The following is a 24336-nucleotide window of genomic DNA, read 5'->3' as shown; positions in this document are numbered from 1 at the left end:
TTATCTAGTTTTGAGAGAACACTCTCAATGGTTTGGTGGCGATAGCGAAGAGGTCACACCCGTTCCCATGCCGAACACGGAAGTTAAGCTCTTCAGCGCCGATGGTAGTCGGGGGTTTCCCCCTGTGAGAGTAGGACGCCGCCAAGCGATCTTGACCCAGTTCATCATGAACTGGGTTTTTTATATGAAAGATGTGTATATATAAAGCTAATGCCTTTCCAAGGCATTAGCTTTTTTGTTTATATTGATTTTGTTTTGCTGGTGTGATTTTGAAGACTGTGTGATTTTATTGTCTCGAGCATTCTTAAACTGAATACAATCAGCAGCATAAGAAGCATCAGTGCGGTAAACAGCCAGAATGCGGTTTGGGCGGGATATTCATCTAAGCTCCAGCCGACAGCGATCGGAAGCAGTGAACCTCCTAATCCATTTGAAGCGAGCAGAATACTGGTGGTCGTTTCTGTCTTTCCGGGGTAAAAATGATTGGTGATGATCAGGGCAATTGCAAACATGCCGGCCATGAACAATCCTAAGAAGAAACAAAGGGCAAAACCAAACCATACGTTTTTACTTAAAGCTAGTACAGCAAGTGCAGCCAGACCGCCAATACTTATGATCCGGAGATAACGGTGATAGGTCAGCTTTTCAGATACCGGGCCTGTTAATAACCTGCCGATAATCATGCCGCTCCAATACACTGTTACTGTTATCGTTGCCAAGGAGCTGGGGATATCCCATTTTTCAGCGAAGATGGAGGGGATAAAATGCACAATTGAAACTTCACTGCCGCCGTAAAAGAAGAAATAAGCAGCCGCCAGCGCAATAAACAGCAGTCCGTGTGACCGATACCCGGGGCTTTTCTTTTTAGTATCATCAGAAGAGACCTCTTTGCGTATGAGAAGCTCATCAATGCTGCCGAAACTCATTTGCTTCCATGCGATTAAAAGTGCAAAACTGGATAACCCTAATACTAAGAAAGCAATTGTCCACATGTGATTGTTGATAAGAAAGCCTGAGAGCAGAGGCATGAACAGCGCCCCTAATCCGTAAGCCACTTCCATCTTGCTCATGGCCACGGCTTGTCTTTCTTTTATAGCTGTGAGGATGATTGTGCCTACGCAGGATTCCACCAATCCTGCGCCAAGTCCTGCGAGGCTGACGAGAAGAAAGAGCAGCGGCCAGGGCGGCAGGAAGGTGATGAAAATTTCACAGCTGATGAGCGCCAGCCCAACGATAACGGCGTTTTTGCGTCCGAGTTTTTTCACCATGTAAGGCATTCCGATAACACCTATGAGGAAGCCCATGAACTGAGAAAATACTAATACTCCGCCATTACTGTAGCTTTGTGAATAATGTGTGAGTAACTCAGGCAGTACGGCTCCAAGAATGACAAGTGTAAAAGCAATCGATCCATAAGAGAAACAGCTTATCCACAGCAGACGAGTTTTCATCATTTTATCTCCTTATTGGTAAAATAATTTTTCTCTCTACATGTATGACATGTTGTTTTTACAAAAAATCCAAGTATTGTTACTATATCACATAACCTTTTCACGTACATCCCTTATGGTAACGTTAACAAATTGTTAACATTTTTTACAAGAAAGATCGTTGACATTATTTTCAATAATTAATACGATAAAAAGCGAGTTTCTAATAATTTCATAGGGGTGGTATTTGTGGGAACGAAGGAAATCACGAATCCAGACAGCTTGTATTACAGTGTTGACGATGTAGTCATGGAGCGCGGAGAAGGGATTTACCTGTACGACCAAGAGGGAAATGAGTATATTGATTGCGCCTCTGCCACGTTTAACTTGAATTTAGGATACGGTAACAAAGAGGTCATTGATACGGTTAAAGATCAAGCCGACAAGCTGATCCATGTGACATCGTCCTTTCAAACAGATGCCGTAAATAAACTAGCAGAAAAACTAGTAGAAATCGCCCCCGATAATCTCACAAAAGTACACCCTAAAGTCAGCAGCGGTTCCGGAGCAAATGAAGGAGCTATTAAAATGGCTCAGTATTACTCCGGAAAAACCGATGTCATCTCCTTATTTCGAAGCCACCTCGGACAAACGTATATGACTTCCGCTTTGTCCGGCAACTCATTCAGAAAAGAACCTTTCCCGCCGCAAATTTCTTTTGGCTTACAAGTTCCAGATCCCTATTGCAGCCGCTGTTTTTATAATCAGAAACCGGATTCGTGCGGTATGCTGTGCGTAGAAAGAATTAACGATTTTATTGAGTATGCGAGCAATGGAAAAATTGCCGCCATGATTATTGAGCCGATATCCGGAAATGGCGGAAACGTCGTCCCGCCTAAAGAGTATTTTAAACAGCTGAGGAAGCTTTGTGATGAACATGAAATCGCCCTGATCTTTGATGAAATTCAGACCGGGTTCGGACGGACGGGCAAAATGTTTGCCGCGGACCATTTCGATGTGAAACCTAATATGATGACGGTAGCAAAAGGTCTCGGAGGCACAGGCTTCCAAGTCGCCGCCACTCTGACGGAGGACAAGTACACCGGGCTTCCGGGGTATACGCACTCCTTCACGTACGGGTCAAATGTGATGGCCGCCGCTGCCGCTTGTAAAACCATAGATATCATGCAGCGTCCGGGATTTTTGGAGAACGTAACGACAGTCGGTCATTATATTATGGATTGCTTAGAAACGATGAAAGAGGATTTTGCTTTTATTTCTGAGGTAAGAGGCGTCGGTCTGATGATCGGTGTGGAAATTGTCAAAGAGAACAATGAACCGGATGTGGAATTGACCAATTATATTGCCAAACGGGCGATGGATTACGGGCTGATTCTCCGGACATCCCGTTACGGATTCGGAAATGTATTTAAAATCCGTCCGCCTTTAACCATTACACTTAGTGAAGCTGAGGTGCTCTGCTACAGACTTCGCAAGCTATTGGAGGAAATCAAGTGAGAGACTATATCATTGAGCTTGGACAATTTGTTTATCAAAAGGTGAAAAATCAAAAGGGCACACTGAAAAACCGGCTTGTTAACGGATATTCACCTGGTGGCGACGCGCAATTTAATATAGACGCCGCTGCTGAGGAGGCGGTGCTGGATTATATCCAAGAAAAGGGCCATCCGGTTGCCTTTTACACGGAGGATGGGGGTCTGAAGCTGATTGGAGAAGATCCGCAATATATTTTAATTGTAGATCCGATAGACGGAACACGTCCGGCCGCCGCGGGGCTTGAAATGTCATGTATTTCGATTGCGCTTGCTTCATATAAGCCAAACGCAAAGATTAAGGATATCGAATTTGCTTTTTTGCTTGAATTGAAATCGGGCGCTTATATGTACGGTGATATTTACAGCGATGCCATTCAGTTTAAGGGGTATCAGGGAGAATTGCCGAATTTGAGCGGAGTGCAGGATATTAAGAATATGTTTTGGAGCCTTGAGTTTAACGGGCATCCGGCGCAGCTGATGACGGACGCATACGGTCATTTGATTGACCGGTCAGCCAATAACGGCGGAGTCTTTGTTTTCAACAGCGCTTCTTATTCGATTTCACGAATTATTACGGGGCAGATGGATGCTTATGTGGATATAGGCAATCGTCTGCTGAAAGATGATCCGGAACTGCTTTCAGATTTTCAGCAGGTCGGGAACGGACAGGTGCTGCACTTATTTCCTTATGATATTGCCGCAAGCGTCTTTTTGGCAAAGAAAGCGGGAGTGGTCATTACAGATGCGTACGGCCGGTCTTTGGACGAAACACTTCTGACAGATTTAAGTTATCAGAATCAGCAATCGTGTATTGCGGCATCAACGAAGGAGCTTCATCAAACATTATTAGACCAAATCCGCTGGGGCAGAAAGGAAGAGAGATATGAAAGCGTTGGTCTGGACTCCTAATGATAAGCTTGAATATCAAGAGGTGGACGAGCCTCAAATTCGAAAATCCAATGATGTGAAGGTGAAAATTTTCGGCACCGGAATCTGCGGCACGGACTTAAATGTGCTGAAGGGAAAAATGAATGCGACCCATCATATGATTATGGGGCATGAATCAGTGGGAGCGGTCACGGAAGTTGGACCGGACGTGACAAATGTAAAAGTCGGAGACCGCGTCGTGATAGATCCTACGCAATTTTGCGGGAAATGCCATTATTGCCGGAGAGGGCTGACGTGTTATTGCGAAACCTTTGAGGATTGGCAGCTCGGAATCGGGGCGCACGGGACGTTTGCGGAATATTACGTGGGGGAAGACAGGTTCATGTACAAAATTCCGGATTCAATGGAATGGGAGCGGGCCACATTGGTTGAACCTCTCTCCTGTGTGCTGAATGTTGTGGATAAGGCTTCGATTCAGCCGGAGGACTCGGTTTTGGTTTTGGGGTCCGGACCGATCGGACTGCTTGTGCAAATGATGGTAAAAAAACTGGCGCGATTGACGGTTGCGACTGAAATAGGCAGTTTCCGGAGTGAGGCGGCAAGCCGGATATCGGATTATGTCTACCATCCTGAAGCATTGACTGTAGATGAAGTGAAACGGATTAATCAAGGAAGAAAATTTGATGTGATATTTGACGCGATCGGCAACCAGCTTGATTGGGCTTATCCTTTTATTGAAAAGGGAGGCAGAATTGTGCCGATGGGCTTTGATGATACGTATGAGATGACGGTCAGGCCGTACCAGCTGCTGTCAAACGGCGTGACGATTGTGGGCACAGGTGAAGCCCGGCAGATCATGGAAGCCGCGTTAGCATGCGCCTCCGATCTCCCCCAGCTCTATGACTTCATTACTGAAAAGACAGAACTGAAGAATTATGAAGAAGCCATTGATCATCTCATGGGCATCGACCCGGTGACAAAAGAAAGAAAGGATATCAGTGCAATAAAAACCATTCTTGTGTCTGATCCGGAACTTTTATAAAAGCGGAAGCGGCTCCAGTGAGAGCCGTTTTCTTTTCTGATTTACCCGGTCTTGTGCATTCTCTTAACATTTAATATGATACTCTTTGTTAACCATTCCTTTCCTCAACGACATATAAGGTAACGGGACAGATCTTTTTTGCTTCCGTGTCTGAGCTGATGAATGCGATCGTTTATGATGAAGGTGTGAAGCGGATTGCCATTGATTTGACTGATGCTCACGTGTGGGATGATTCTGGAGCGGCGGCTCTTGAGAAAATTGTCGGCAAATGTAAAGAATATGGGATTGAAGCTGAATTAAAGGGATTAAATCAGAAAAGCCGAGATTTAATGAAACAAATGGCATAGAATTTGTGAAGTCCGGATGAATATATCCGGGCTTTTTTTCGGTTAAATTCGCCGGTGTGCATTGTTATAATGAATGAGACTTGAAAACCGTATATAGGGGACTTGCATATGATGTGGCTTCAGAAGTTGAACCAAGTGTTGGGGAGAATCATGCCGCTGTTGACTCCGTCAAGTGTGGCGGCAGGTGTGCTGTTATCTCAGCATATCAGCTGGATGGCCGGGGCTGTGCCGTGGATTTTTGCATTTATTACATTTACGGGCAGTCTGAGTGCCAATTTTCAATCGCTGAAGCGCAGTATTGAGCAGCCGCTCCCGATGATTATGGCATTGTTTGTTCTGCATATTTTCATGCCTGTTTTTGCATGGGGAAGCGGCCATCTGATATTCAGCGGTGACCCTTTAACCGTGACGGGGCTGATTATGGGTGTGGTAATCCCGACCGGAATTACGAGTTTGATTTGGGCTGCGATGTATAAGGGAAATGTCGGATTGACGCTGTCTATTATCCTTGTTGATACCGTGCTGTCTCCTTTTATCGTACCGTTAAGCCTTTCTGTCCTGGCCGGGGCAAATGTTCAGATGGATGTATGGGGAATGATGAAAGGGCTGGCGGAAATGGTGGTGATCCCGTCTATCGCGGGGATGATGGTCAACCAGTTTTCTCCGCCGCTAAGGACTCAGGCGATAAGCCGGACGCTGTCTCCATTTTCAAAAATCTGTCTGATGATTGTCATCGCCATTAACAGTTCGGAAATCGCGCCGTATATCACGCACGTGGATATCAAGTTTGCGGGCATCGCGGCTATGGTATTTTTTATTGCCATGACGGGTTATGCCGTGGCTTGGCTGATCGGAAGGCTGATGAAGCGGAGCCGGGATGAAATTGTGTCTCTGATTTATACGGGAGGCATGCGTAATATCAGTGCGGGAGCAGTTCTTGCCGTTTCTTTTTTTCCGTCCCAAGTGGCGGTTCCGGTCGTCATCGGGATGCTTTTTCAGCAAATCCTTGCCGCTTTGTTCGGCTATTTGCTGAGACGTTTTGAACTTAAACCGGTCGTGATGAAGTATGAAAAAAACCGCTCAGCCACGTGAGCGGTTTTTTCCGTATAGCCAGCTTAGAGCTGAATTGAATTGTCTTTTGAACGCTTCTTGATGGTGCACGGCGCCCTCTTCGATCGTGAAAGAGAGCTGCGTTTGAGAAAAGCCTTTTTGTCTCAGGCTTTCATGCACGTCTCGATTTTTTTGGATCATGGTGTTTTGAATGTTGTTTTTATGCTCTGCTTCACGGCTCCCGACAGACATGTAGATACGCTGCCGTGCCGGCTGCAAAGACGCGGAGCGGACAAAGTCAGCCGATTTTTCATACCAAAAGGACCCGGAAATACAGCCGATTCTGCCGAATGTCTCAGGCTTCAGTACCATCGCATATATCGAAAACAGTCCTCCTAATGATGCGCCGATCAGTCCTCTTGTATCCGGATCGGCAGACATGGGATGCATACTTTCAACCGTTGGAATGATGACGTTTGTCAGCTCCTCAAGAAAGAGGCTCCCTTTGCCGCCGAAATCAGGAAACGCAGGACTCAGGGAAGGCACAGGCCATGGCGTGTACTCATCGAGCCTGTTATCCGGTTTGATGCCGGCGAGAATCAATTCAGGGAGTTTTCCGTTTGCGAATCGGAGTTCAAGCTTCTCCATCTGCTCTAAAAACAAATCGCCCCCATCAAGCACGTAGGCACAGGGTAAAGCCCTCGTTTGAACCGGAGCGGAGGGAGGAAGGTACACCGTGCATTCCTTTCCGTTTATCCGGTGTTTTGTAAGTGTGCCTCTCAAGCGTCCAACTCCTTTTTTTGCTTAAACAGAAGAAGAAAGAAATAAGGAACGCCGAGAATCGCAAGAATAATGCCCGCCGGAACCTCTGAAGGCTGAAAGAATAATTTGCCCGCAAAATCAGCGGATATGACGAGCAGCATACCGACCAGTCCGCTGACAGGTAATGAATATCTGTGTTCAATGCCGGCAAGCCTGCGGGAAATATGAGGCGCGATCAGTCCGACAAATGCCATGCTGCCCGCTGCGGTTACACATGCGCTGATCAAAGCGATGCAGGCAACGAGTAAAATGGTTTTTTCTTTATTGGTTGAGACTCCGAGGCTTTTCACCGTGTCCTCATCGAAACGAATGGTATCCAGCAATGACGTTTTCGCCATCAGCAGAGGAATGAACACGATCAGCCACGGCAGTATTGCGGTAATGGTCATCCAGTTTGCCGACCAGATGCTGCCATTCTTCCAGACCATCGCCATCTCATAATCCTGCGGGTCCATTTTTAATGAAAGAAATAAAGACAGCGCGCTGAATCCGGAATTCATGGCGATGCCCACAAGAATAATTCTTCCGGATTCTAAATGCCCCCGGTGCCAGGCGAAAATATAAATCAGCACGGCCGCCATCAATCCGCCGATGAGCCCAAAGACAGGCATGCCCATTGCGGAGGCAAGCGCCGTCGCTTCAGATTGACCCTGAAACAGAAGCATAAACATGACGATTCCCGCACCGGCTCCGGCATTGATGCCCAAAATGCCGGGATCGGCAAGCCCGTTCTTGGTAACGGCCTGAATAACGGCTCCGGCTACCCCCAATCCGAGTCCGACGGCAGCCGCCATGACAATACGCGGCAGCCTCAGCTGAAACAGCAAAATGTCATATTGAGGATTCGGATGGATGCGGAAAAGCGCACTGAGCAGTTCACCCGGTTTTGCTGAAAAAGACCCGCTGGTCATGCTGAAATAACTTACGAGCAGGATGAGAGCAATCAGAATGATATAGATTCCGGCCATTTTACGCACCACGCTGATCCCCTCCTTTTCTTTTAATCAAATAAAGAAAGAAAGGAACACCGATGATAGAAGTGACAACTTCAATAGGCGTCTCAAACGGATAATTGATCAATCGGCTGGCAAGGTCGCACAGGGTCAGGAAGACGCCGCCGATGATGCACGCACAGGGAATCAGCCGGCTGTAGTCCGATCCGACGAGAAAACGGGTGATGTGCGGAACGACCAAACCGACAAAGGCAATTTTTCCGGCGAGCGCCACCGAGCTTCCGGTCAATATGACAACGGCCGCCATTGCCATGAGTTTGATGGTTCTTTTCTGCTGTCCCAGACTTTTTGAAATGTCGTCTCCTAATGATACGGCTGTGACCTTTTTGCTGAGAATCATGGCTGTGATGATTCCGAGTGCAAAAAACGGGACGGCCAGTTTCAAAAAATCAGGGTTCATTTGATGCAGTCTCGCACTGTACCAAAAACTGAGATCCTGCGAGATTTGAAAATAAATCGAAAGCGCAGCCGACAGACTGCTGAGAAGCATACTGGTCACCGTTCCGATAATGGCAAGCTGCACCGGGGTAAAACCGCCGGGAAGAATGGAGGCCAGCCCGAAAACAAGGGCAGCGCCGAATGCGGAACCGACAAACGAGTATATGATCATTTCAATGGATGTTGATTGAGGGAGCAATACCATGCAAAGGGTAATGATAAAAGCGGAGCCGTCCGACACACCCATGATCGAAGGCGAGGCCAGATAGTTCCGTGTGATTCCCTGCATGAGCGCCCCGGAAACAGCAAGGGCGGCGCCGATAAACATCGCGCCAACCGCCCTCGGGATTCTTGAATGCCATATGATCTGATGGTCGGTATTCTCCGGATTAAAGTGCAGCAATGCGGAGAACACGGTATGGAAGTCAAGCTGCTTTGCACCGTATAAAACGGAAAGCAGCAGTGACAGAACAATGGCAATCGGTGAAGCGATGATAATAATGTGTGTCCGCCGTTTTGCATACATGTGAAAAACCTACTCTTTATTAGTCTTGAGTCAATTTGTCAGCCGCAACCTGTAAGAAGCGGATTTTACTCCAAGCGGTACCGCCTTGGGCTAATGGATCGATCGTATTGACGTATACATGGTCTTTTTTGACTGCCGTCAGGCTCTTCCAAATCGGATTTTTCTCTAAGTCCTTCAAGGCATCCGGCTTATCTGCGTTTTCATCATCAGAAAATTGTACGAATATATGGTCGGGGTTCATTTCGCTTAATTTTTCAAGAGAAATCAGCTCCTGCGCTTTCGCCGCTTTCACTTCGTCCGGCGCCTTCAGGCCTAAATCACCGTAAAGCGTAGAGTTGAAATAAACTTGTTCAGGATAAATGTAAATATTTCCTTGTCTGATTCTGATGACCAGCGCGTTTGCCTGCTTTGCTTTGCTGTTCATCTTTGTTTTCGTCTTTTTCAGATCCTGATCGTAATCAGCAATGATTTTTTTTGCTTTTTCCTCTTTGCCTGTAAGCTGGGCAAGCAGCATCATGTTCTCTTTCCAGTTTGATGAGATATGAGAGACAGGAATGGTCTCAGCCGTGCCGCTCAATTTTTTTATCGTTTTTTCAGGGAACTTGGTTGATGCCAGAATGACGTCCGGCTGCAGTTCAAGAATTTTCTCCATATTCGGCTGCATTTTTTCACCTGTTGATACGGATTTATCTGTAATATCTTTAAACAGTTCCGGGAATTTGCCGGAGAATGATATCGCTCCTGCCGGATGGACGTCGAGCAATTTGGCGTCTTCCATTGATTCTACGCTGCCCGTAATGGCGATTTTGTCAGTCGGCGCTTTGACTTCGTATGTTTTTCCGAGATATTCGATTTTCTTTTTATTTGAAGAAGCGTCCTTACCTTTACTTGCTGTATCAGATGTTTCTGAGCTTCCGCAAGCCGCGGCCGTGAAAGCCAAAAGCAAAATCAAGAAAGCGAATGCCAATTTCTTCATCTATTGTTCCTCCTGTTCAATTGATAACTATTATCAATTGGAATTATAGAGAATGAACAAAGATAAGACCATGGACAATTTCCGGTATTACCATGGACGATCTTCGGAAAAAAAGGAAATGCTTTGTTCAATCATCCGCTGATGCCCGCTTGGAGAATATTCAATCCACGGGTCAGATGAAACGGGAAACACTCGTTTATTGCTGACGGCTCTAAGGTTCTGCCATATTTCAGACTGCTGAATGCGCTGAAAATAGCGAAGCGTTTCCGGTTCTTTGCAAGTGAAAAGCATGATGCAGTCAGCTTGGCAATCCGCCAGCATTTCCAATGAAATCTTTTCGTCGGGAGCAAAAGATTCCGGTTTTGCGGAGGTAAAGCCCAGATCACCGAAGAAGACATCCTCAATGCTGTTGTTATGGGCGATATACATATTTTCTTTATATATACGGACAAATAAGAAACGCTGATGCCGCACGTGTTCAAGAGCGTCTTTTGCTGAGTGTACGAGATTTTGATAGGCTTCAAGCCAGTGCCGGGCTTCCTGTTCTTCATTTAAGTATGCAGCTACGTGAAGAAACTGGTCTTTCCAATTGTCTTGAGTCGGAATGTAGAAAACTTCGGTGATGTCATTCAGACGCTGTTTTTCTTCTTCACTGACAGAATCCAGACTGAAAATGATGTCCGGCGCAGCTTGAGACAGCGTATGCAGGTTCTCTTCCCAATTTGCGTTATAGCGGTAAGCGCTGAGGTGCACGGGAATGTCTGAAGAGAATTGTTTATAGTAATAGGCCGTCCATTTCGGATGAAGCGTTGCAGCGTAAGGCACGTGATGCAGAGGAATCAGATGTCCCATCATTTCTTTCCCGTACGCGGCCATTTTTTTGCGCCTTTTTTTCATATAGCTTGTAGGTGAGCTGCCCGTATGTTTTTTAAAGATGCGGCTGAAATAAAATTCGTCTTGGTAGCCGATTTGATGAGCGATTTCCCGCAGTTTGCAGCTGGCCTTGGCCATCAGTTTTTTCGCATTGGTTATGCGGATGTCTGTGATATATTCTGTTACGCTTTGTCCATATAGTTTTTTAAAGGTTTCACTGTAATGCTTAGGACTGATTCCCGCCATTTGAGCAAGCTGGGTGAGTGTGATTTTTGTATCGGATTGTGCATGTATGAATTGTTTAGTCTGTTCGATCGCCGCTTTTGTATTGTTTTGATGGCACACTTTTGCGGCATAAAGGTCGTACATCAGCTGCTGAAAGTCGGCTGTTGATTTCATTTTCTGCAATTCATCCGCCGATCGCGCGTTTTCGGAAAGTGACTGAAGCCGGCTTGTCAGGTGTTCAACCGTTTGCAAATTCATTTGCTGAAGTCCGCGGAAGATGTCTCCCCCGTTATCCGGAAGCATCGCTTTATCATCTGATGAATATGAGAAAATACGGAGTCTGACGATATATAAATGGATGCCGTCTGACGGTGCAGGGTCAATATTGAATGTCTCATCACAAGGACAGATGTAGAGCGTCTCCTTCTGCAGCGGGAAGCTGTCTGTTCCGATATCAATTTGTCCCTCGCCTGTCACATGAAAGATCAGTACCGGGGAATCAGTGAGCTGATGCTCTGACAAAAGGTCTGCTGTTTTTTTTACGGAGATGATATCAATTGGGTGAAAGAATAATGTGTTTTTCATGAGAAACCACCTTTTAGGAAACATTCATTTAAATGATAACTGTTATCATTTGAATTGTACCAAATAAATGAATGTTTTCCTATAAAAAGCGGAAATGTGAAATGCGTCAAAATGTTACACGTGTAACACGAATGTTGTCAGTATATGAGGTATTGCTTTCTTACAAGCTTGAATTGGTCAAGCCGGCGTTGATAGGTGGTGGTGATGTCTTGAATGGAAGCGCCTTGTTCTATTTTTTTGCGTACCCAGCCGTTGCCGATCAGCTTGTCAAAAGCTCCTGTCGGCAGAAAGGAGAAGTCCTTCGGATATAAGTCATACATGGTTTTCAGAATGGAGAGCCCTGTTTTTGCCGCTTCAAAGGTGTTTCTGTTCGTTACGTAGACTTGTACGCCGTGGCATAGCTTGCCCTGGTGCTTGGAGAAGCTGGGGATAAATGAAGCGGCTCTGAAGGTGACGCCCGGAAGCTTGAGATTGTTAAGGCGTTCTTCGAGCTCGGTGCTTTTCATATAAGGTGCGCCGATAAGTTCAAACGGCTTTGTTGTACCCCTTCCTTCAGATACGTTCGTGCCTTCGATTAGTCCTGTCGCCGAATAAGCGAATATGCTGTTCGGGGTCGGGATGTTAGGCGAAGGGAGGACGAACGGCAGGCCGGTATCTTCAATGGTCATCGTCCGCTTCCAGCGCTTCATCTTTACGACGGTGAGGTCGGCGCCAATATGAAACTCTTTATTGAATAAAAGAGCAAGCTCGCCGATGGTCATGCCGTGTTTCAGCGGGATTGGATACAGTCCGACAAATGAAGCGTAGTCAGGCTCAAGAACCGGGCCGTCCGGATGTCGTCCGCCTTGCGGATTCGGCCGGTCCAAGACATAAAAAGGAATGCCTTTTTCTTTGGCCGCCTCCATGGCATAGGCCATTGTATAAATGTAGGTGTAGTATCGCATTCCGACATCCTGAATATCGAAAATCAGCACATCGGTATCTTTCAGCATGTCAGGCGTCGGTTTCCTCGTTTCTCCGTACAGGCTGTAGACGGGAAGCCCTGTTTTTTCATCTATATAGGATGTGACTTTGTCTCCGGCCTGAGCGTCGCCGCGAACACCGTGCTCAGGTCCGAATAATGCCGTCAAATGCATGTCTTGTGCCTCGTAAAGCACGTCAACGCTGCTTTTTAATGTTGAGTTCACACCGGTCGGATTAGTGATCAGTCCGATTCTTTTTCCCTTCAGTTCTTGTTTATAATCTTTCAGCAGGCGGTCAATGCCTGTTTGGATGGTTGGTTTTTTGGCAGTGTGTGTGTTTCTGTCAGAAGCCGCCGAGACTGCCGTCATAGCACTGATGACGACAAGTCCGGCGAGAAGTGCAGCCGTATGTGTTTTCATGATCAGCCCTCCTGTTTAAAGCGGTTTTCCGGTCTTCAGATTGATACCGAAACCATATGGATACAGTGTCGTTCCCGGATGGGTGACGGAAGGAATGGCAGCAGGCAGCCTGCCTTTCGGTTTTGTCTGCCCGAATATCGCTTCAATGCCTGCCGGAATGTTTGGCTGGAGAAATTGTCCGTCTGTATATCCTTTAAACCCGTAGACTGCGATAAGGGCGTCAGCTTCTTCAAAATTCGCGGCGTCGTAAGGATTCCGAAGACTCATCAGCACAAAGGGTTTTTGGTTCGACTGCGCAGCCTTCATGACGGCCCGCGGAAACGCGGTCGTCCATTTGCCGGGATCTGTGACGGAATCGTCAATGACGCCGTCGTTTACGACAGGATCATTTTTTACGACATATGAGCCTGTAATGACGTAATCAGCGTCTGATACCAGTTTTTTGTGCTCATCATGAAATGTGCGCTCGGCGAAGTTCATTTTACTGATGGTTACCGGCCGGATTTTTTTCTTTTTGATGAGCTGCCGAATGGTTTGTTCCATTGACGCTGTTTGATCTTCATAAGGAGCGGCAAGGAGAACGCGGCTGTTCTTTTTCGGTTTGAATGGGAGCGTGCGGTTTTTGTTTTGTAAGACGGTGACGGATCTTTCCGCGATTTGTTTTTCTGCTTTCAGATGGTTTTTGCTGCCGACGGTTTTATGTGCTTTTGCCATCTTCTTTTTCAGACTTGTTTCTTTCGGAGCGGGATATATCCCTCGTTTTATTTTCAGGGAAATGATGCGCTCCACCGATTTGTTGATTTGCTGAAGAGGAATATCCCCTTTTTGAACCGCCTTTTTTAAAGCGGAATGAACTTGGGCAAAGCGGTTTTCTGTTTGCAGCGATGTCACTTGGGCCGGCATCAGGGCGATGTCGACTCCTGCTTTTATTGCCATGACGACCGCCTCTTCCTGGCCGAAATGATCAGCAATGGCTTTCATGTTTAATGCATCCGTCACGATGACGCCGTTAAACCCCATTTCCTCACGGAGAAGATAAGTCATCACTTTTTTCGAGAGTGTGGCGGGTACAAGAATGTCTGAACCGTCCAGCTTGCTTTTATAGGTTGTATCGTCAAAAGCGGGAAATTGCACATGGGCTGTCATGATCATATCTGCCCCCGCCTGAATGGCCTGACGGAACGGATAAAGTTCGATCTGCCGCAGCCTTTCTTGACCGTGGGTGACAAGCGGAAGGCCGTAGTGGCTGTCGACATCCGTGTCGCCGTGTCCCGGGAAATGTTTGACGGCGGAAGCGACATCCTGTTTTTGCTGAGCCTTCATTGAGGCAAGGCCGAGTGACGCTGTCAGATCACGGTCTGAACTGAATGACCTGACGCCGATGACCGGATTTCCTGGATTATTATTGATATCGAGAACGGGAGCGAAATTTGTATTAATGCCGAGTGCTTTCAATTCTTTCCCGATAATGGCGCCGGTTTGGGATGCGTAGGCTGTTTTTCTTGCGGCTCCGAGTGCCATATTGCCTGGGAAATGAGTGCCCTCACCAAGTCTTGTTACGATGCCGCCTTCTTGATCAATGCTTAATAATAGCGGAATGTCAGGGCTTGCTTTTTGAAAGGCATCTGTCAGGCGGACCGTTTGTTCAGTGTTTTTTACATTTTCTGCAAATAAGATAACGCCGCCGAACCGGTACTTTTGAATAAGCCCTGCGACTTCGTCATTCATTTGAGTAAGAGCCTCAGGTGATGACTGCCCCTTTTTTTGCCAATTGCGGAAGTCAGGCATGAGCATCTGCCCTATTTTCTCATCTAATGTCATGCGGGATACCGTTTGTTCCGCTTGTGACGGAATGTCCGGTTTTGTCGATGCATGATGCATGCCGAAAACAATAAACAACAGTAATACAGCTGAGATGACAAGTTTCATAATGGCGCCCTCCTGCCGTCATAGTTTGGACAAAAGACATAGGTTGTCATTCAATGGCTTCGTAAATCGCTTTTACGACGCTGCCGTAGCTTCCGGTCGGGAAAAGATCCCCTTCAAAAACATTCGGATTTTCACCGGGGCAGACGACGGGGGAATGCTTTTTGTTGGTCAAAAGCGCGATCCCGAGATGATAAGCGGGGTCAATGATCGTGACGGTGCCGGTCCATCCGGTATGGCCGTAAGCCTGCCTGCTTGCATAAGGGCCGAACATCCACTCCATATCAGGGCTGCCGTTTTTCCGCCAGCCGAGAGCGAAAGTCGGGTCAGAGGATGACGCCGTTGTGAACAGATCGGCCGTTTGCCGAGTGAAGAGAGAAACGTGTTTGTAACTGCCGCCGTTCAGCATGACTTGAAGAAGGACGGCCATGTCATCAGCTCTTGAAAACAGTCCTGCATGGCCGGACACCCCTCCCATTGAGTAAAATGCTTTCTCGTCATGAACCTCTCCTTGCAGCATATACGTCCTGATATGAGGAAAATGGATAACCCCGTCACGCGTATTGCCTAAACGTTCAGTAGCTGCGAATGCTTTTTCTTTGAAGCCTTTTTGCAGCGGGTTAAACAGTGTGTGCGTCAGTTTCAGCGGTCTGTACAGTTCTTGTTCCGCATAGGCATCAAGGGTTTTTCCGGTTATGTTTTCAATGATGCAGCCGAGCAGCATGTAACCGATATCGCTGTATATGTGTTTTGTTCCCGGTTTGTATTCAAGCGGGATCTGGGTGAGAAAACGAATCGTTTTGTCCCGTTCTTGTGAATAAAAAGGGCCTGCGATGTCCGGCTTATAAAAATAAAAGCTTGCCGGCAGACCGGATTGATGCTGCAGCACATCAATGACGCGTATGCGGTCTTTTCCTTGAATCGGATCGCTTTTCCTGTCTTTGAAATCGGGAAGGTAAGCCGAGACTTTTTGATACACATCCAGCTTTCCTTGGCTGACGAGGCGCTGTAATACAAAATTCGCCGCAAACATTTTTGTATTGGAAGCTAAATCAAACATGGTTGATGTTTTCATTTTTTTCGGACGGGATAAAAGGCTGTTCCCGTCATATTTTTTGCTGTAGCCGTATGCTTTCTTTTTGATCACCCGTCCGTCCTTTACGACGACGAGGACGGCTCCCGGGAATCCTGCTGCGATGTCTTTTTCAATCATTTGATCAACCTTTCTGAGCTCTGCTGTGTCGTATAATTTGGATTGGGCTCCGGCTTTGTGCTGCGGCAGAAAAGAGAGGCTGATGACCATGGTGAGTACGGCGGCTGCCAGTGTTTTCATATTCTGTTCCCTCCCGGCTTATTCAAATTCAGCAGCCATGTCATTCTTAAACCCGAAAGCATAGGTGAAGACAAAGCCTGCCGCATAAGAGATGAAGAGACCGATGATATACAAAACGATTTGAGCCGGCTGTACGAGAAATGAGAGCGGAAGGCCGGAGACACCGATTGAAAAAGTCGCTACTTGAAAATGAGCTTGAAAGGCGCCTCCGATACCCGCCCCTAAACACGCTGTTAAAAACGGCCGGCCGAGCGGGAGTGTGACGCCGAAGATGAGCGGCTCCCCGATTCCGAGCAGACCGGATGGAAGTCCGCCTCCAATCGCTCTTTTTAATGAGGCTTTTTTTGTTTTCATAAAGATGGCGAAGGCCGCGCCTACTTGACCTGCTCCTCCCATTGCGAGAATCGGCAGAAGCGGGTCATCCCCGATGGATCGGATGAGTTCCAAATGCACGGGAGTCAAGCCTTGATGCAGGCCGGTGATGACAAGCGGCAGGAAGGCGGCTCCTAATACAAATCCCGACAGCACTCCCCCGACATTCAGCAGCGACAATAAACCTGATGTAATCAAATCAGAAATAAAACCGCCTGCAGGGATGAAGATGACATATGTCACCAGTCCGGTGATGAGCAAAGACAAAGTAGGCGTGACGATAATGTCGATGGATTGATGGACATACTTTCTGATAAACCGTTCGGTATAAGCGATAAAAATCGCAGCGAAAAGAACGCCGATTAAACCTCCCCTGCCCGGGAGCAGATTCTCTCCGAACAAACTGATATTGGCGATCTCGGGGTTTAAGATCAATATGCCTGCAAGGCCGCCCATCGCGGGTGTTCCGCCGAATTCCTTCGCCGCATTGATACCGACAAGGACGCCGAGGTAAGCGAATAAGCCTGAACCGATAACCGTTAAAATAAGTGCGATTTGAGATTCTTTCGGGAGCCAGCCGGCCTGAATGACGGCTTTCGTCATGCCGGTGATTAAACCTGATGCAATGAGTGCGGGAATAAGAGGAATGAAGATGCTTGATATTTTTCTTAGAAGCAGTGTGATGGGTGTTGTGTTTTTTCTGTTGAGATCGGCTTTTTTCCGTGAGGCGGCTTCTTTTAAATCAATGTTTTTTCCGGGTGACACCAGTTTTGCGAAAGCGTCGGCGACATGATTGACGACACCCGTGCCGAGAATGATCTGCAGTGTTTCGGCTTCGACGACGCCTATTACTCCGTCAAGCCGCTTCAGCGCTTCAATATCCGTTTTGTCCTGATCTAAAGGTGTAATCCTCAGGCGTGTCATACAGTGGGTAAAGCCTGAAATATTCGATGAACCGCCGCAGTTGTCCAGAATATCTTTGGCCAGCGACTGATAAAATGCCTCTTTGCTCATGAAGACCCTCCTCTTTCCGTACGATTTTTCCTGGGGAGCTATGCCTGAAACGCGTCCTGAAAGCGCCTGCGCCGATCATGAAAACGGCGCGGGCTGGTAAAAGGCACATGATGATCAGTGACGGAGCCAAAAGAATGATCAGCGATTTTTTTCGCTTGAAACATGCTGTTCTATTGCTTTGTCAATGAAGCCTTCCGATTCTTCGAGCAGTGCTTTCGCGTGTGTTGCGTCCGAATTCGTCTTCAGCATGACGATTGCCGTTTTGACATGGCTGCCTGCGGCCTCAAGGGTCTCTTTTGCTTTATCGTACGGAACGCCCGTAATGCTTTGGATAATGCCGATTGCCCGTTCTTTCAATTTTTCGTTGCTGACATGAACGTCCACCATTAGATTTTCGTACACTTTGCCGCTTTTGATCATCACGGCCGTGGAAATCATGTTCAGAATCATTTTATGTGCCGTCGCGGCTTTCATTCGTGTTGACCCTGTAATCACTTCGGGGCCGACGACGACTTCAATGCTGTGATCGGCAAAGGTGCTGATCAATGAGTGCTTATTGCATGTGAGCGCGACGGTTTTGGCGCCGATTGTTTTTGCGTATTTCAGCGCACCGGCCGCATACGGTGTGCGCCCGCTTGCAGCGATGGCAATCACGGTGTCTTCAGCGGTAAGGCCGATCGTTTTGAGATCGAGAGCGCCGGTTTCCTCGCTGTCTTCTATGCCTTCAGCCGCTTGCAAAAAGGCGTCTGCCCCTCCGGCCATCAGACCGATGACGGTGCCGGGACTTACGCTGTATGTAGGCGGGCATTCAACCGCATCAAGTACACCAAGCCTGCCGCTTGTGCCCGCTCCCGCATAAATCAGCCTGCCGTTTCGCCGCAAAGACTGATGGGCAAATTGAACGGCAATTTCAATGTCAGGCAGCACCTGCTGAACGGCGTCCGCCACTTTGAAGTCCTCTTGGTTAATGATGCGGAGGATTTCCATCGTGTCTGCTTGATGGATTGAAGCGGTCTGCGGATTTCTTGTTTCTGTGGTCAATCTGTGAATGTTAAGCCGGTCTGTCATGAATGTACCCTCCCAAGTCGTTATTACTTGAAGTATATGGGCTTCTGAATATATGTTTCAAGAAAAAAATCAAACGCTTTCACAAAAAAAGATGCAGAATGTGCTGTTCGCCGATGGGGCCGATCCTGCGACGCCCTTTATCAATAAAACCGGAAGACTGGTACAGGTTCTTTGCGCGATGATTGCGATGGTTCACTGCAAGCACGATCTCGTCACACCAAGGAAAATAATTTGCGGCAAAAGCGGGGAGCTGCAGCATCGCTTGTTTGGCATAACCTTTTCCTTGCTGCCGCGCATCTATGGACAGTGCGCTCAGTAAAATGGCAGACACGCTGTTCGAATATGGGGCTATGGTTTCCTTTGAGGTATGTAAAATGAAAAAACCGACGGGGGTGTCTTCTTTTAAAACGACTGTAGGATAGCGCTCCCGGATGACAAGAGCCTGCGGCAGTACATCCTTCGGGAGAGCTGTGAACATTTTATCTTCTTCACTGAGTACAAACCCGTTCAGGCCGTCTGCATGCTCCGGTTTATAAAAAGACAGGGCTGCAACCATGATATCTACTCTCCTTTTTATAGTTGATCCAGTTCATTTTCTGATAACACGCGGCAGCCTGCCCGTTTTAATAGAGCGGAAGTGATGCCGTCCCCGATTATCTTTTTCCCGGAGAAAGTGCCGTCATAGATGAAGCTGCTGCCGCAGGACGGACTGTTTTCTTTAAGGATGACCGCTGCGGCGCCTATTTCTTTTGCGTATGCTAACGTTTTTTCCGCTCCGTCTATATATAAAGATGTAACGTCTTCACCTGATGCCGTTACAATTCTTGCTGTTCCGTTCAGCACGTCTTCGCCCGTGCCGCCGATGATTTCCGCCGGTTCGCGGGGAGTGGTGAAGCCGCCCAAAAGTTCGGGGCAGACCATAACAGCTTTCTTTTCCTCTACGAGTCTGCGGATTTTTTCCGAGGCGGCGTGGGAGCCGTTATACCTGCATTCGATACCGCCGAGACAAGAGCTGACTAAGATCATCTGTGTCCATTCCCTTCAATATTTTGATACTTTCATCTTAAATGAAATAAGAGAGAAGGGACGAGTTTTTCAGTTAAAAAACGGGTAAAAAAGTTTGAAAATAAAAAAAATAAATTTTCTCTTTACAAAAGGGGTATAACCTGTATATAATAACTTTTGTCAGCTCGACGCGGACACAACGGCCCGTTGGTCAAGCGGTTAAGACACCGCCCTTTCACGGCGGTAACACGGGTTCGAATCCCGTACGGGTCATATGGAGGATTAGCTCAGCTGGGAGAGCATCTGCCTTACAAGCAGAGGGTCGGCGGTTCGAGCCCGTCATCCTCCACCATATTTGCCGGCCTAGCTCAATTGGTAGAGCAACTGACTTGTAATCAGTAGGTTGGGGGTTCAAGTCCTCTGGCCGGCACTGTTTTCCAAAAAATACGGAGGGGTAGCGAAGTGGCTAAACGCGGCGGACTGTAAATCCGCTCCCTCAGGGTTCGGCAGTTCGAATCTGCCCCCCTCCACCATTTTTGGGCTATAGCCAAGCGGTAAGGCAACGGACTTTGACTCCGTCATGCGTTGGTTCGAATCCAGCTAGCCCAGTCTCAGACACCTTTTGTATAAGGGTGTCTTTTTTTTATCGGTATTTTTTCTCGAATTCTGATTGTTCATCAGATATACTATTTTTAAGCTGCTGTTAAGGCAGTATATTCTGTATTTTCCATCTACACCCTGCCTGAAATTTGGTAAAATAAATGTAATAAAAAAAATGAAACCTTTTAAAACAATCAACGTATAGATACAGACCGGTGAAGGGCAGAGGTAAGATAAAACATGGAAAACCTGATTAAAAAAAGAATCAAGCAAGTCAAAAAAGGCGATCAAAATGCGTTTGCGGAAATCGTTGACCTTTATAAAGATAAGATTTACCAGCTTTGCTACCGCATGCTCGGCAATGTCCACGAAGCGGAAGATATTGCGCAGGAAGCTTTCATCAGAGCGTATGTCAATATCGACAGTTTCGACATCAACAGAAAGTTTTCAACGTGGCTTTACAGAATTGCGACCAACCTGACCATTGACCGTATCCGCAAGAAAAAGCCTGATTATTATCTGGACGCAGAAGTGGCGGGCGCAGAGGGGCTGACGATGTATTCGCAGATCGCCGCGGACGGGGTTCTCCCTGAAGACGCCGTGTTGTCATTGGAGCTGTCGGACACAATTCAGAAAAAGATTTTAAAGCTGCCTGACAAGTACAGAACGGTTATTGTATTAAAGTATATTGATGAACTCTCTTTAATTGAAATCGGGGAGATTCTGAATATCCCTGTCGGCACCGTCAAGACAAGGATACACAGAGGCAGAGAGGCTCTTAGAAAACAATTAAGGGATCTTTAAGTGGGGTGATGAAATGAGCTGTCCTGAACAGATCGTGCAGCTTATGCATAAGCATCTTGATGGAGATATCCTTCCTGAAGATGAAGACGTATTAAAACAACATTTGCGGTCATGCGGGAATTGCAAACGGCATTTTCATGAAATGGAGAAATCCGTAGCGCTCGTCCGGAGCACATCGCATGTCACAGCCCCTGCTGATTTTACTGCCAAAGTTATGGCGAATCTTCCAAAAGAGAAAAAACGCGCTTCTGTAAAACGATGGATCAAAACTCATCCGATAATTGCAGCCGCGGCGGTTTTTGTGATTTTAATGGGCGGCGGTTTTTTCAACAGCTGGCATAATGACCACAATTTCAGTGTGTCAAAGCAGCCGAACCTTGTCGTGCAGAATCACACGGTCACCGTCCCTGAAGGCGAGACCGTAAAGGGCGATGTCACAGTAAAAAACGGCAAGCTGGTCATTAAAGGGAAAGTCGACGGCAACGTGACCGTGGTTAACGGAGAAAAATACATGGCCTCAGCCGGACAAGTCACCGGGCAGATTGAAGAAATTAACGAATTGTTTGACTGGGTCTGGTACGAACTGAAAACAGCGGGTCAGGGCGTCGTGAGTGCTTTAGACTCCGATTAAAGATGAGTAAAGCGTATAATCGCTTTACTCTTTTTTTACGCAGCACCGCGCTGGCTGATTTCACTTGATAAATCAAAATGTGGTATAATGAGCACGCTATATGATGTACATATTGCTCATGCAGCACAATTCATAACAAAAAACGAAATGACTGAATTCTTGGAGGACGAGGAAATGGCTTTTGAGGACATCCCATTTTTGCAATACCTCGGCAATGCCGTTGATATTCTCCTTGTTTGGTATGTGATATATAAATTAATCATGGTCATACGCGGAACGAAAGCGGTTCAGCTTTTAAAAGGAATCGTCGTCATCGTGTTGGTCCGGATGGCCAGTTCATATTTGGGACTCAGTACGCTTCAGTGGCTGATGGACCAAGCGATAACATGGGGATTTTTAGCAATCATTATTATATTCCAGCCTGAGCTGAGACGGGCGCTTGAACAGCTCGGACGGGGCCGGTTCTTTTCAAGGAGCGGCACCCCCGTGGAGGAAGCGCAGCATAAGACAATTGAAGCGATTACAAAATCAATCAGCTACATGGCGAAACGCCGCATCGGTGCCCTCATCGCCATTGAGCGCGACACGGGAATGGGCGATTATATTGAGACGGGCATCCCGCTTAATGCGCAGGTCAGCTCGGAGCTTTTGATTAATATCTTCATTCCGAATACGCCGCTGCACGATGGAGCGGTCATTATGAAAAATAACGAGATCGCGGCGGCTGCCTGTTATCTGCCGCTTTCTGAAAGCCCGTTTATTTCAAAGGAGCTGGGGACGCGGCACAGAGCGGCTGTCGGCATCAGTGAAGTGACGGACAGCTTAACCATTATCGTATCTGAAGAGACGGGCGCCATCAGCGTGGCCAAAAACGGAGACCTTCACAGAGAATTGACGGAAGAAGCACTGAAAGAAATGCTTGAAGCCGAGTTTAAGAAAAACGCCAGAGATACTTCTTCTAACCGCTGGTACTGGAGGGGCAAGAAAAATGGATAAATTCTTAAACAACCGCTGGGCTGTAAAGATCATTGCATTGCTCTTTGCGCTCCTGCTTTATGTTGCGGTTAACAACAACCAGGCGCCGACTCCGAAAAAGCCGGGGGAATCCTTTTTTCCGACATCAACGACTGACGAGGCTACGCTTACTGATATTCCTGTAAAAGCATATTATGATGAAGCGAATTACGTGGTCACCGGCGTGCCTCAGACCGTAAATGTCACAATTAAAGGATCGACAAGCGCGGTGAAAAAGGCGAGACAGACGAAGAATTTTGAGATATATGCCGATATGAACAAGCTGAAGACCGGGACTCATAAGGTCGAATTGAAGGCGAAAAATGTATCGGACGGACTGACGATATCCATTAACCCGTCAGTCACGACGGTTACGATTCAGGAAAAAACGGCTGAGAGTTTTCCGGTTGAAGTTGAATACTACAATAAAAGCAAAATGAAAAAGGGGTATACGCCCCAGCAGCCGATCATCAGCCCGAAAAACGTACAGATTACGGGTTCGAAAAATGTGATTGACAACATTTCGCTTGTCAAAGCATCCGTGAACCTAGAAAATGCAAATGAAACCATTGATAAGGAAGTGAAGGTGACCGTCTATGACAAAGACGGCAACGCACTTCCTGTTGATGTTGAACCGTCAATCATCAAAGTGACGGTTCCCGTGGCCAGTCCGAGCAAAAAGCTCCCTTTCAAAATCGAAAGGAAGGGAAGTCTTCCTGACGGGGTGAGCATTGCAAGCATTGACTCGAATCCGAGTGAGGTGACGGTTTACGGCCCGCAGGACGTACTGGATTCACTTGAGTTTATCGACGGCGTATCTCTTGATTTAGGCAAAATTGATAAAGATACGGATATAGATGCCGACATCCCGCTTCCTAAGGGTGTGACAAAGGTATCACCGGGGAAAATTACGCTTCATGTTAAGGTGGACAGTGAAGACAAAAAGGATTTTGACAATGTCGCAATCAAGACGGTCGGATTGGGAGGCTCGCAGCAGATTGAGTTTCTCGACCCAGAATCGCGGGCGATAAATATTACGGCCAAAGGCTCTCCGGCCAACATTAAGGCGCTGAAAAAGTCGGATATTGAACTGTACGCCAATGTCTCAGACTTAGATGACGGAGAGCATTCTGTAAAGCTTGCAGTAAACGGACCGCAAAACATCACATGGTCCCTGTCCAAAGACACGGCTAAAATCAAGCTGACTTCTAAGAAAAACACAAGTTCAAATAAAAATAACGGCGGCTCCGCCGATTCCGGCAATAATGACGGCACAAGCGGAGACGCAGACAAAGACAAGAACAAGAACCGGGAAGACGACACTGACAGCGATCAGAATAAAAGTCAAAACCAGGATCAAAATCAAGACCAGGATGAAGGCGGATCAAGCGCTGATTCATCTTCAACAGAATGAAA

21 protein-coding genes, 5 tRNA genes, 1 rRNA gene and 1 pseudogene are annotated in these 24336 nt (G+C 47.1%); 15 read left to right on the top strand and 13 right to left on the bottom strand.

What is annotated here, in order from left to right; translation table 11 throughout:
* Positions 1 to 31: 31 nt before the first annotated feature.
* Positions 32 to 147: ribosomal RNA gene (gene rrf, locus AUL54_RS09770) — 5S ribosomal RNA — on the top strand.
* 92 nt (positions 148 to 239) lie between these two features.
* On the opposite strand, the gene AUL54_RS09765 is transcribed toward rrf, so the two are convergent.
* Positions 240 to 1451, bottom strand: coding sequence for an MFS transporter (locus AUL54_RS09765; protein ID WP_201025263.1), 1212 nt, complete (start codon positions 1449 to 1451; stop codon positions 240 to 242).
* A gap of 228 nt (positions 1452 to 1679) precedes the next feature.
* Between AUL54_RS09765 and AUL54_RS09760 the strand changes: the two genes are divergently transcribed.
* From AUL54_RS09760 to AUL54_RS09740, 5 genes and pseudogenes are all read left to right on the top strand, one after another.
* The gene (locus AUL54_RS09760; RefSeq protein ID WP_016936939.1) at positions 1680 to 2948 is read left to right on the top strand and encodes an aspartate aminotransferase family protein; all 1269 of its coding nucleotides are present in this window, start codon (positions 1680 to 1682) and stop codon (positions 2946 to 2948) included.
* Complete coding sequence (locus AUL54_RS09755; RefSeq protein WP_060963735.1) at positions 2945 to 3895, top strand: inositol monophosphatase family protein; 951 nt, start codon at positions 2945 to 2947, stop codon at positions 3893 to 3895. Before AUL54_RS09760 ends, AUL54_RS09755 begins: the two co-directional genes overlap by 4 nt.
* Positions 3870 to 4916: a zinc-dependent alcohol dehydrogenase gene (locus AUL54_RS09750; RefSeq protein WP_060963734.1), complete on the top strand. Its 1047-nt coding sequence runs from the start codon at positions 3870 to 3872 to the stop codon at positions 4914 to 4916. The genes AUL54_RS09755 and AUL54_RS09750 overlap by 26 nt, the downstream gene beginning before the upstream one ends.
* Before the next feature lie 110 nt (positions 4917 to 5026).
* A pseudogene (locus AUL54_RS09745) lies at positions 5027 to 5263 on the top strand (STAS domain-containing protein); the annotation flags it as partial.
* Positions 5264 to 5413: 150 nt separating this feature from the next.
* Entirely contained in the window at positions 5414 to 6355 is a 942-nt protein-coding gene (locus AUL54_RS09740) for a bile acid:sodium symporter family protein (RefSeq protein ID WP_101605622.1), read from the top strand.
* Here the strand turns inward: AUL54_RS09740 and AUL54_RS09735 are convergent.
* The 12 genes from AUL54_RS09735 to AUL54_RS09680 form a co-directional block, all read right to left on the bottom strand.
* Positions 6344 to 7096 (bottom strand): alpha/beta hydrolase, encoded by a 753-nt coding sequence (locus tag AUL54_RS09735; protein ID WP_060963732.1) that lies wholly within the window; start codon positions 7094 to 7096, stop codon positions 6344 to 6346. The two genes, AUL54_RS09740 and AUL54_RS09735, sit on opposite strands and share 12 nt — an antisense overlap.
* The gene (gene feuC / locus AUL54_RS09730) at positions 7093 to 8103 is read right to left on the bottom strand and encodes an iron ABC transporter permease FeuC (RefSeq protein ID WP_060965081.1); all 1011 of its coding nucleotides are present in this window, start codon (positions 8101 to 8103) and stop codon (positions 7093 to 7095) included. Before feuC ends, AUL54_RS09735 begins: the two co-directional genes overlap by 4 nt.
* 1 nt (position 8104) lies before the next feature.
* Complete coding sequence (locus AUL54_RS09725) at positions 8105 to 9112, bottom strand: FecCD family ABC transporter permease (protein ID WP_060963731.1); 1008 nt, start codon at positions 9110 to 9112, stop codon at positions 8105 to 8107.
* Positions 9113 to 9131: 19 nt separating this feature from the next.
* Positions 9132 to 10088 carry an iron-hydroxamate ABC transporter substrate-binding protein gene (locus AUL54_RS09720; RefSeq protein ID WP_060963730.1) on the bottom strand — a complete coding sequence of 319 codons (957 nt, stop codon included), beginning with the start codon at positions 10086 to 10088 and terminating at the stop codon, positions 9132 to 9134.
* An 87-nt stretch (positions 10089 to 10175) separates the two neighbouring features.
* Positions 10176 to 11771: a bacillibactin transport transcriptional regulator Btr gene (gene btr / locus AUL54_RS09715; protein ID WP_060963729.1), complete on the bottom strand. Its 1596-nt coding sequence runs from the start codon at positions 11769 to 11771 to the stop codon at positions 10176 to 10178.
* Between the two features lie 137 nt (positions 11772 to 11908).
* Positions 11909 to 13153 carry an exo-beta-N-acetylmuramidase NamZ family protein gene (locus AUL54_RS09710; RefSeq protein ID WP_060963728.1) on the bottom strand — a complete coding sequence of 415 codons (1245 nt, stop codon included), beginning with the start codon at positions 13151 to 13153 and terminating at the stop codon, positions 11909 to 11911.
* 15 nt (positions 13154 to 13168) lie between these two features.
* Positions 13169 to 15082: a glycoside hydrolase family 3 protein gene (locus AUL54_RS09705; RefSeq protein WP_060963727.1), complete on the bottom strand. Its 1914-nt coding sequence runs from the start codon at positions 15080 to 15082 to the stop codon at positions 13169 to 13171.
* 46 nt (positions 15083 to 15128) lie between these two features.
* Positions 15129 to 16412, bottom strand: a complete 1284-nt coding sequence (gene pbp4b / locus AUL54_RS09700) for a penicillin binding protein PBP4B (protein ID WP_060963726.1) — start codon at positions 16410 to 16412, stop codon at positions 15129 to 15131.
* 18 nt (positions 16413 to 16430) lie between these two features.
* On the bottom strand, positions 16431 to 17798 hold the full coding sequence (locus AUL54_RS09695; RefSeq protein ID WP_060963725.1) for a PTS transporter subunit EIIC: 1368 nt from the start codon (positions 17796 to 17798) through the stop codon (positions 16431 to 16433).
* A gap of 138 nt (positions 17799 to 17936) precedes the next feature.
* A complete protein-coding gene (murQ, locus tag AUL54_RS09690; RefSeq protein WP_060963724.1) occupies positions 17937 to 18866 on the bottom strand; it encodes an N-acetylmuramic acid 6-phosphate etherase in 930 nt (309 codons plus the stop codon).
* A 79-nt stretch (positions 18867 to 18945) separates the two neighbouring features.
* Positions 18946 to 19422, bottom strand: coding sequence for a GNAT family N-acetyltransferase (locus tag AUL54_RS09685; RefSeq protein WP_016936924.1), 477 nt, complete (start codon positions 19420 to 19422; stop codon positions 18946 to 18948).
* Between the two features lie 17 nt (positions 19423 to 19439).
* A complete protein-coding gene (locus AUL54_RS09680; RefSeq protein ID WP_060963723.1) occupies positions 19440 to 19892 on the bottom strand; it encodes a 2-thiouracil desulfurase family protein in 453 nt (150 codons plus the stop codon).
* Between the two features lie 180 nt (positions 19893 to 20072).
* Here AUL54_RS09680 and AUL54_RS09675 point away from each other — a divergent pair.
* From AUL54_RS09675 to AUL54_RS09635, 9 genes are all read left to right on the top strand, one after another.
* Positions 20073 to 20144 (top strand) — tRNA-Glu (locus tag AUL54_RS09675).
* Between the two features lie 3 nt (positions 20145 to 20147).
* Positions 20148 to 20223, top strand: a tRNA-Val gene (locus AUL54_RS09670).
* 5 nt (positions 20224 to 20228) lie between these two features.
* Positions 20229 to 20301: transfer RNA gene (locus AUL54_RS09665), tRNA-Thr, on the top strand.
* Between the two features lie 18 nt (positions 20302 to 20319).
* Positions 20320 to 20404 (top strand) — tRNA-Tyr (locus AUL54_RS09660).
* A gap of 4 nt (positions 20405 to 20408) precedes the next feature.
* Positions 20409 to 20480, top strand: a tRNA-Gln gene (locus AUL54_RS09655).
* A 231-nt stretch (positions 20481 to 20711) separates the two neighbouring features.
* Complete coding sequence (gene sigW / locus AUL54_RS09650) at positions 20712 to 21275, top strand: RNA polymerase sigma factor SigW (RefSeq protein WP_003156766.1); 564 nt, start codon at positions 20712 to 20714, stop codon at positions 21273 to 21275.
* A gap of 13 nt (positions 21276 to 21288) precedes the next feature.
* Positions 21289 to 21906: an anti-sigma-W factor RsiW gene (rsiW, locus tag AUL54_RS09645; RefSeq protein ID WP_016936922.1), complete on the top strand. Its 618-nt coding sequence runs from the start codon at positions 21289 to 21291 to the stop codon at positions 21904 to 21906.
* A gap of 174 nt (positions 21907 to 22080) precedes the next feature.
* Positions 22081 to 22902, top strand: coding sequence for a diadenylate cyclase CdaA (gene cdaA / locus AUL54_RS09640; RefSeq protein WP_003156763.1), 822 nt, complete (start codon positions 22081 to 22083; stop codon positions 22900 to 22902).
* Positions 22895 to 24334 carry a CdaA regulatory protein CdaR gene (locus tag AUL54_RS09635; RefSeq protein WP_060963722.1) on the top strand — a complete coding sequence of 480 codons (1440 nt, stop codon included), beginning with the start codon at positions 22895 to 22897 and terminating at the stop codon, positions 24332 to 24334. The genes cdaA and AUL54_RS09635 overlap by 8 nt, the downstream gene beginning before the upstream one ends.
* Positions 24335 to 24336 lie beyond the last annotated feature (2 nt).

This window comes from Bacillus sp. SDLI1, from assembly GCF_001553895.1.
In the GTDB taxonomy this organism is placed as follows: domain Bacteria; phylum Bacillota; class Bacilli; order Bacillales; family Bacillaceae; genus Bacillus; species Bacillus siamensis.
Note: the sequence above shows the minus strand (reverse complement) of the source record. Positions and strands in the feature narration are given on the sequence as shown.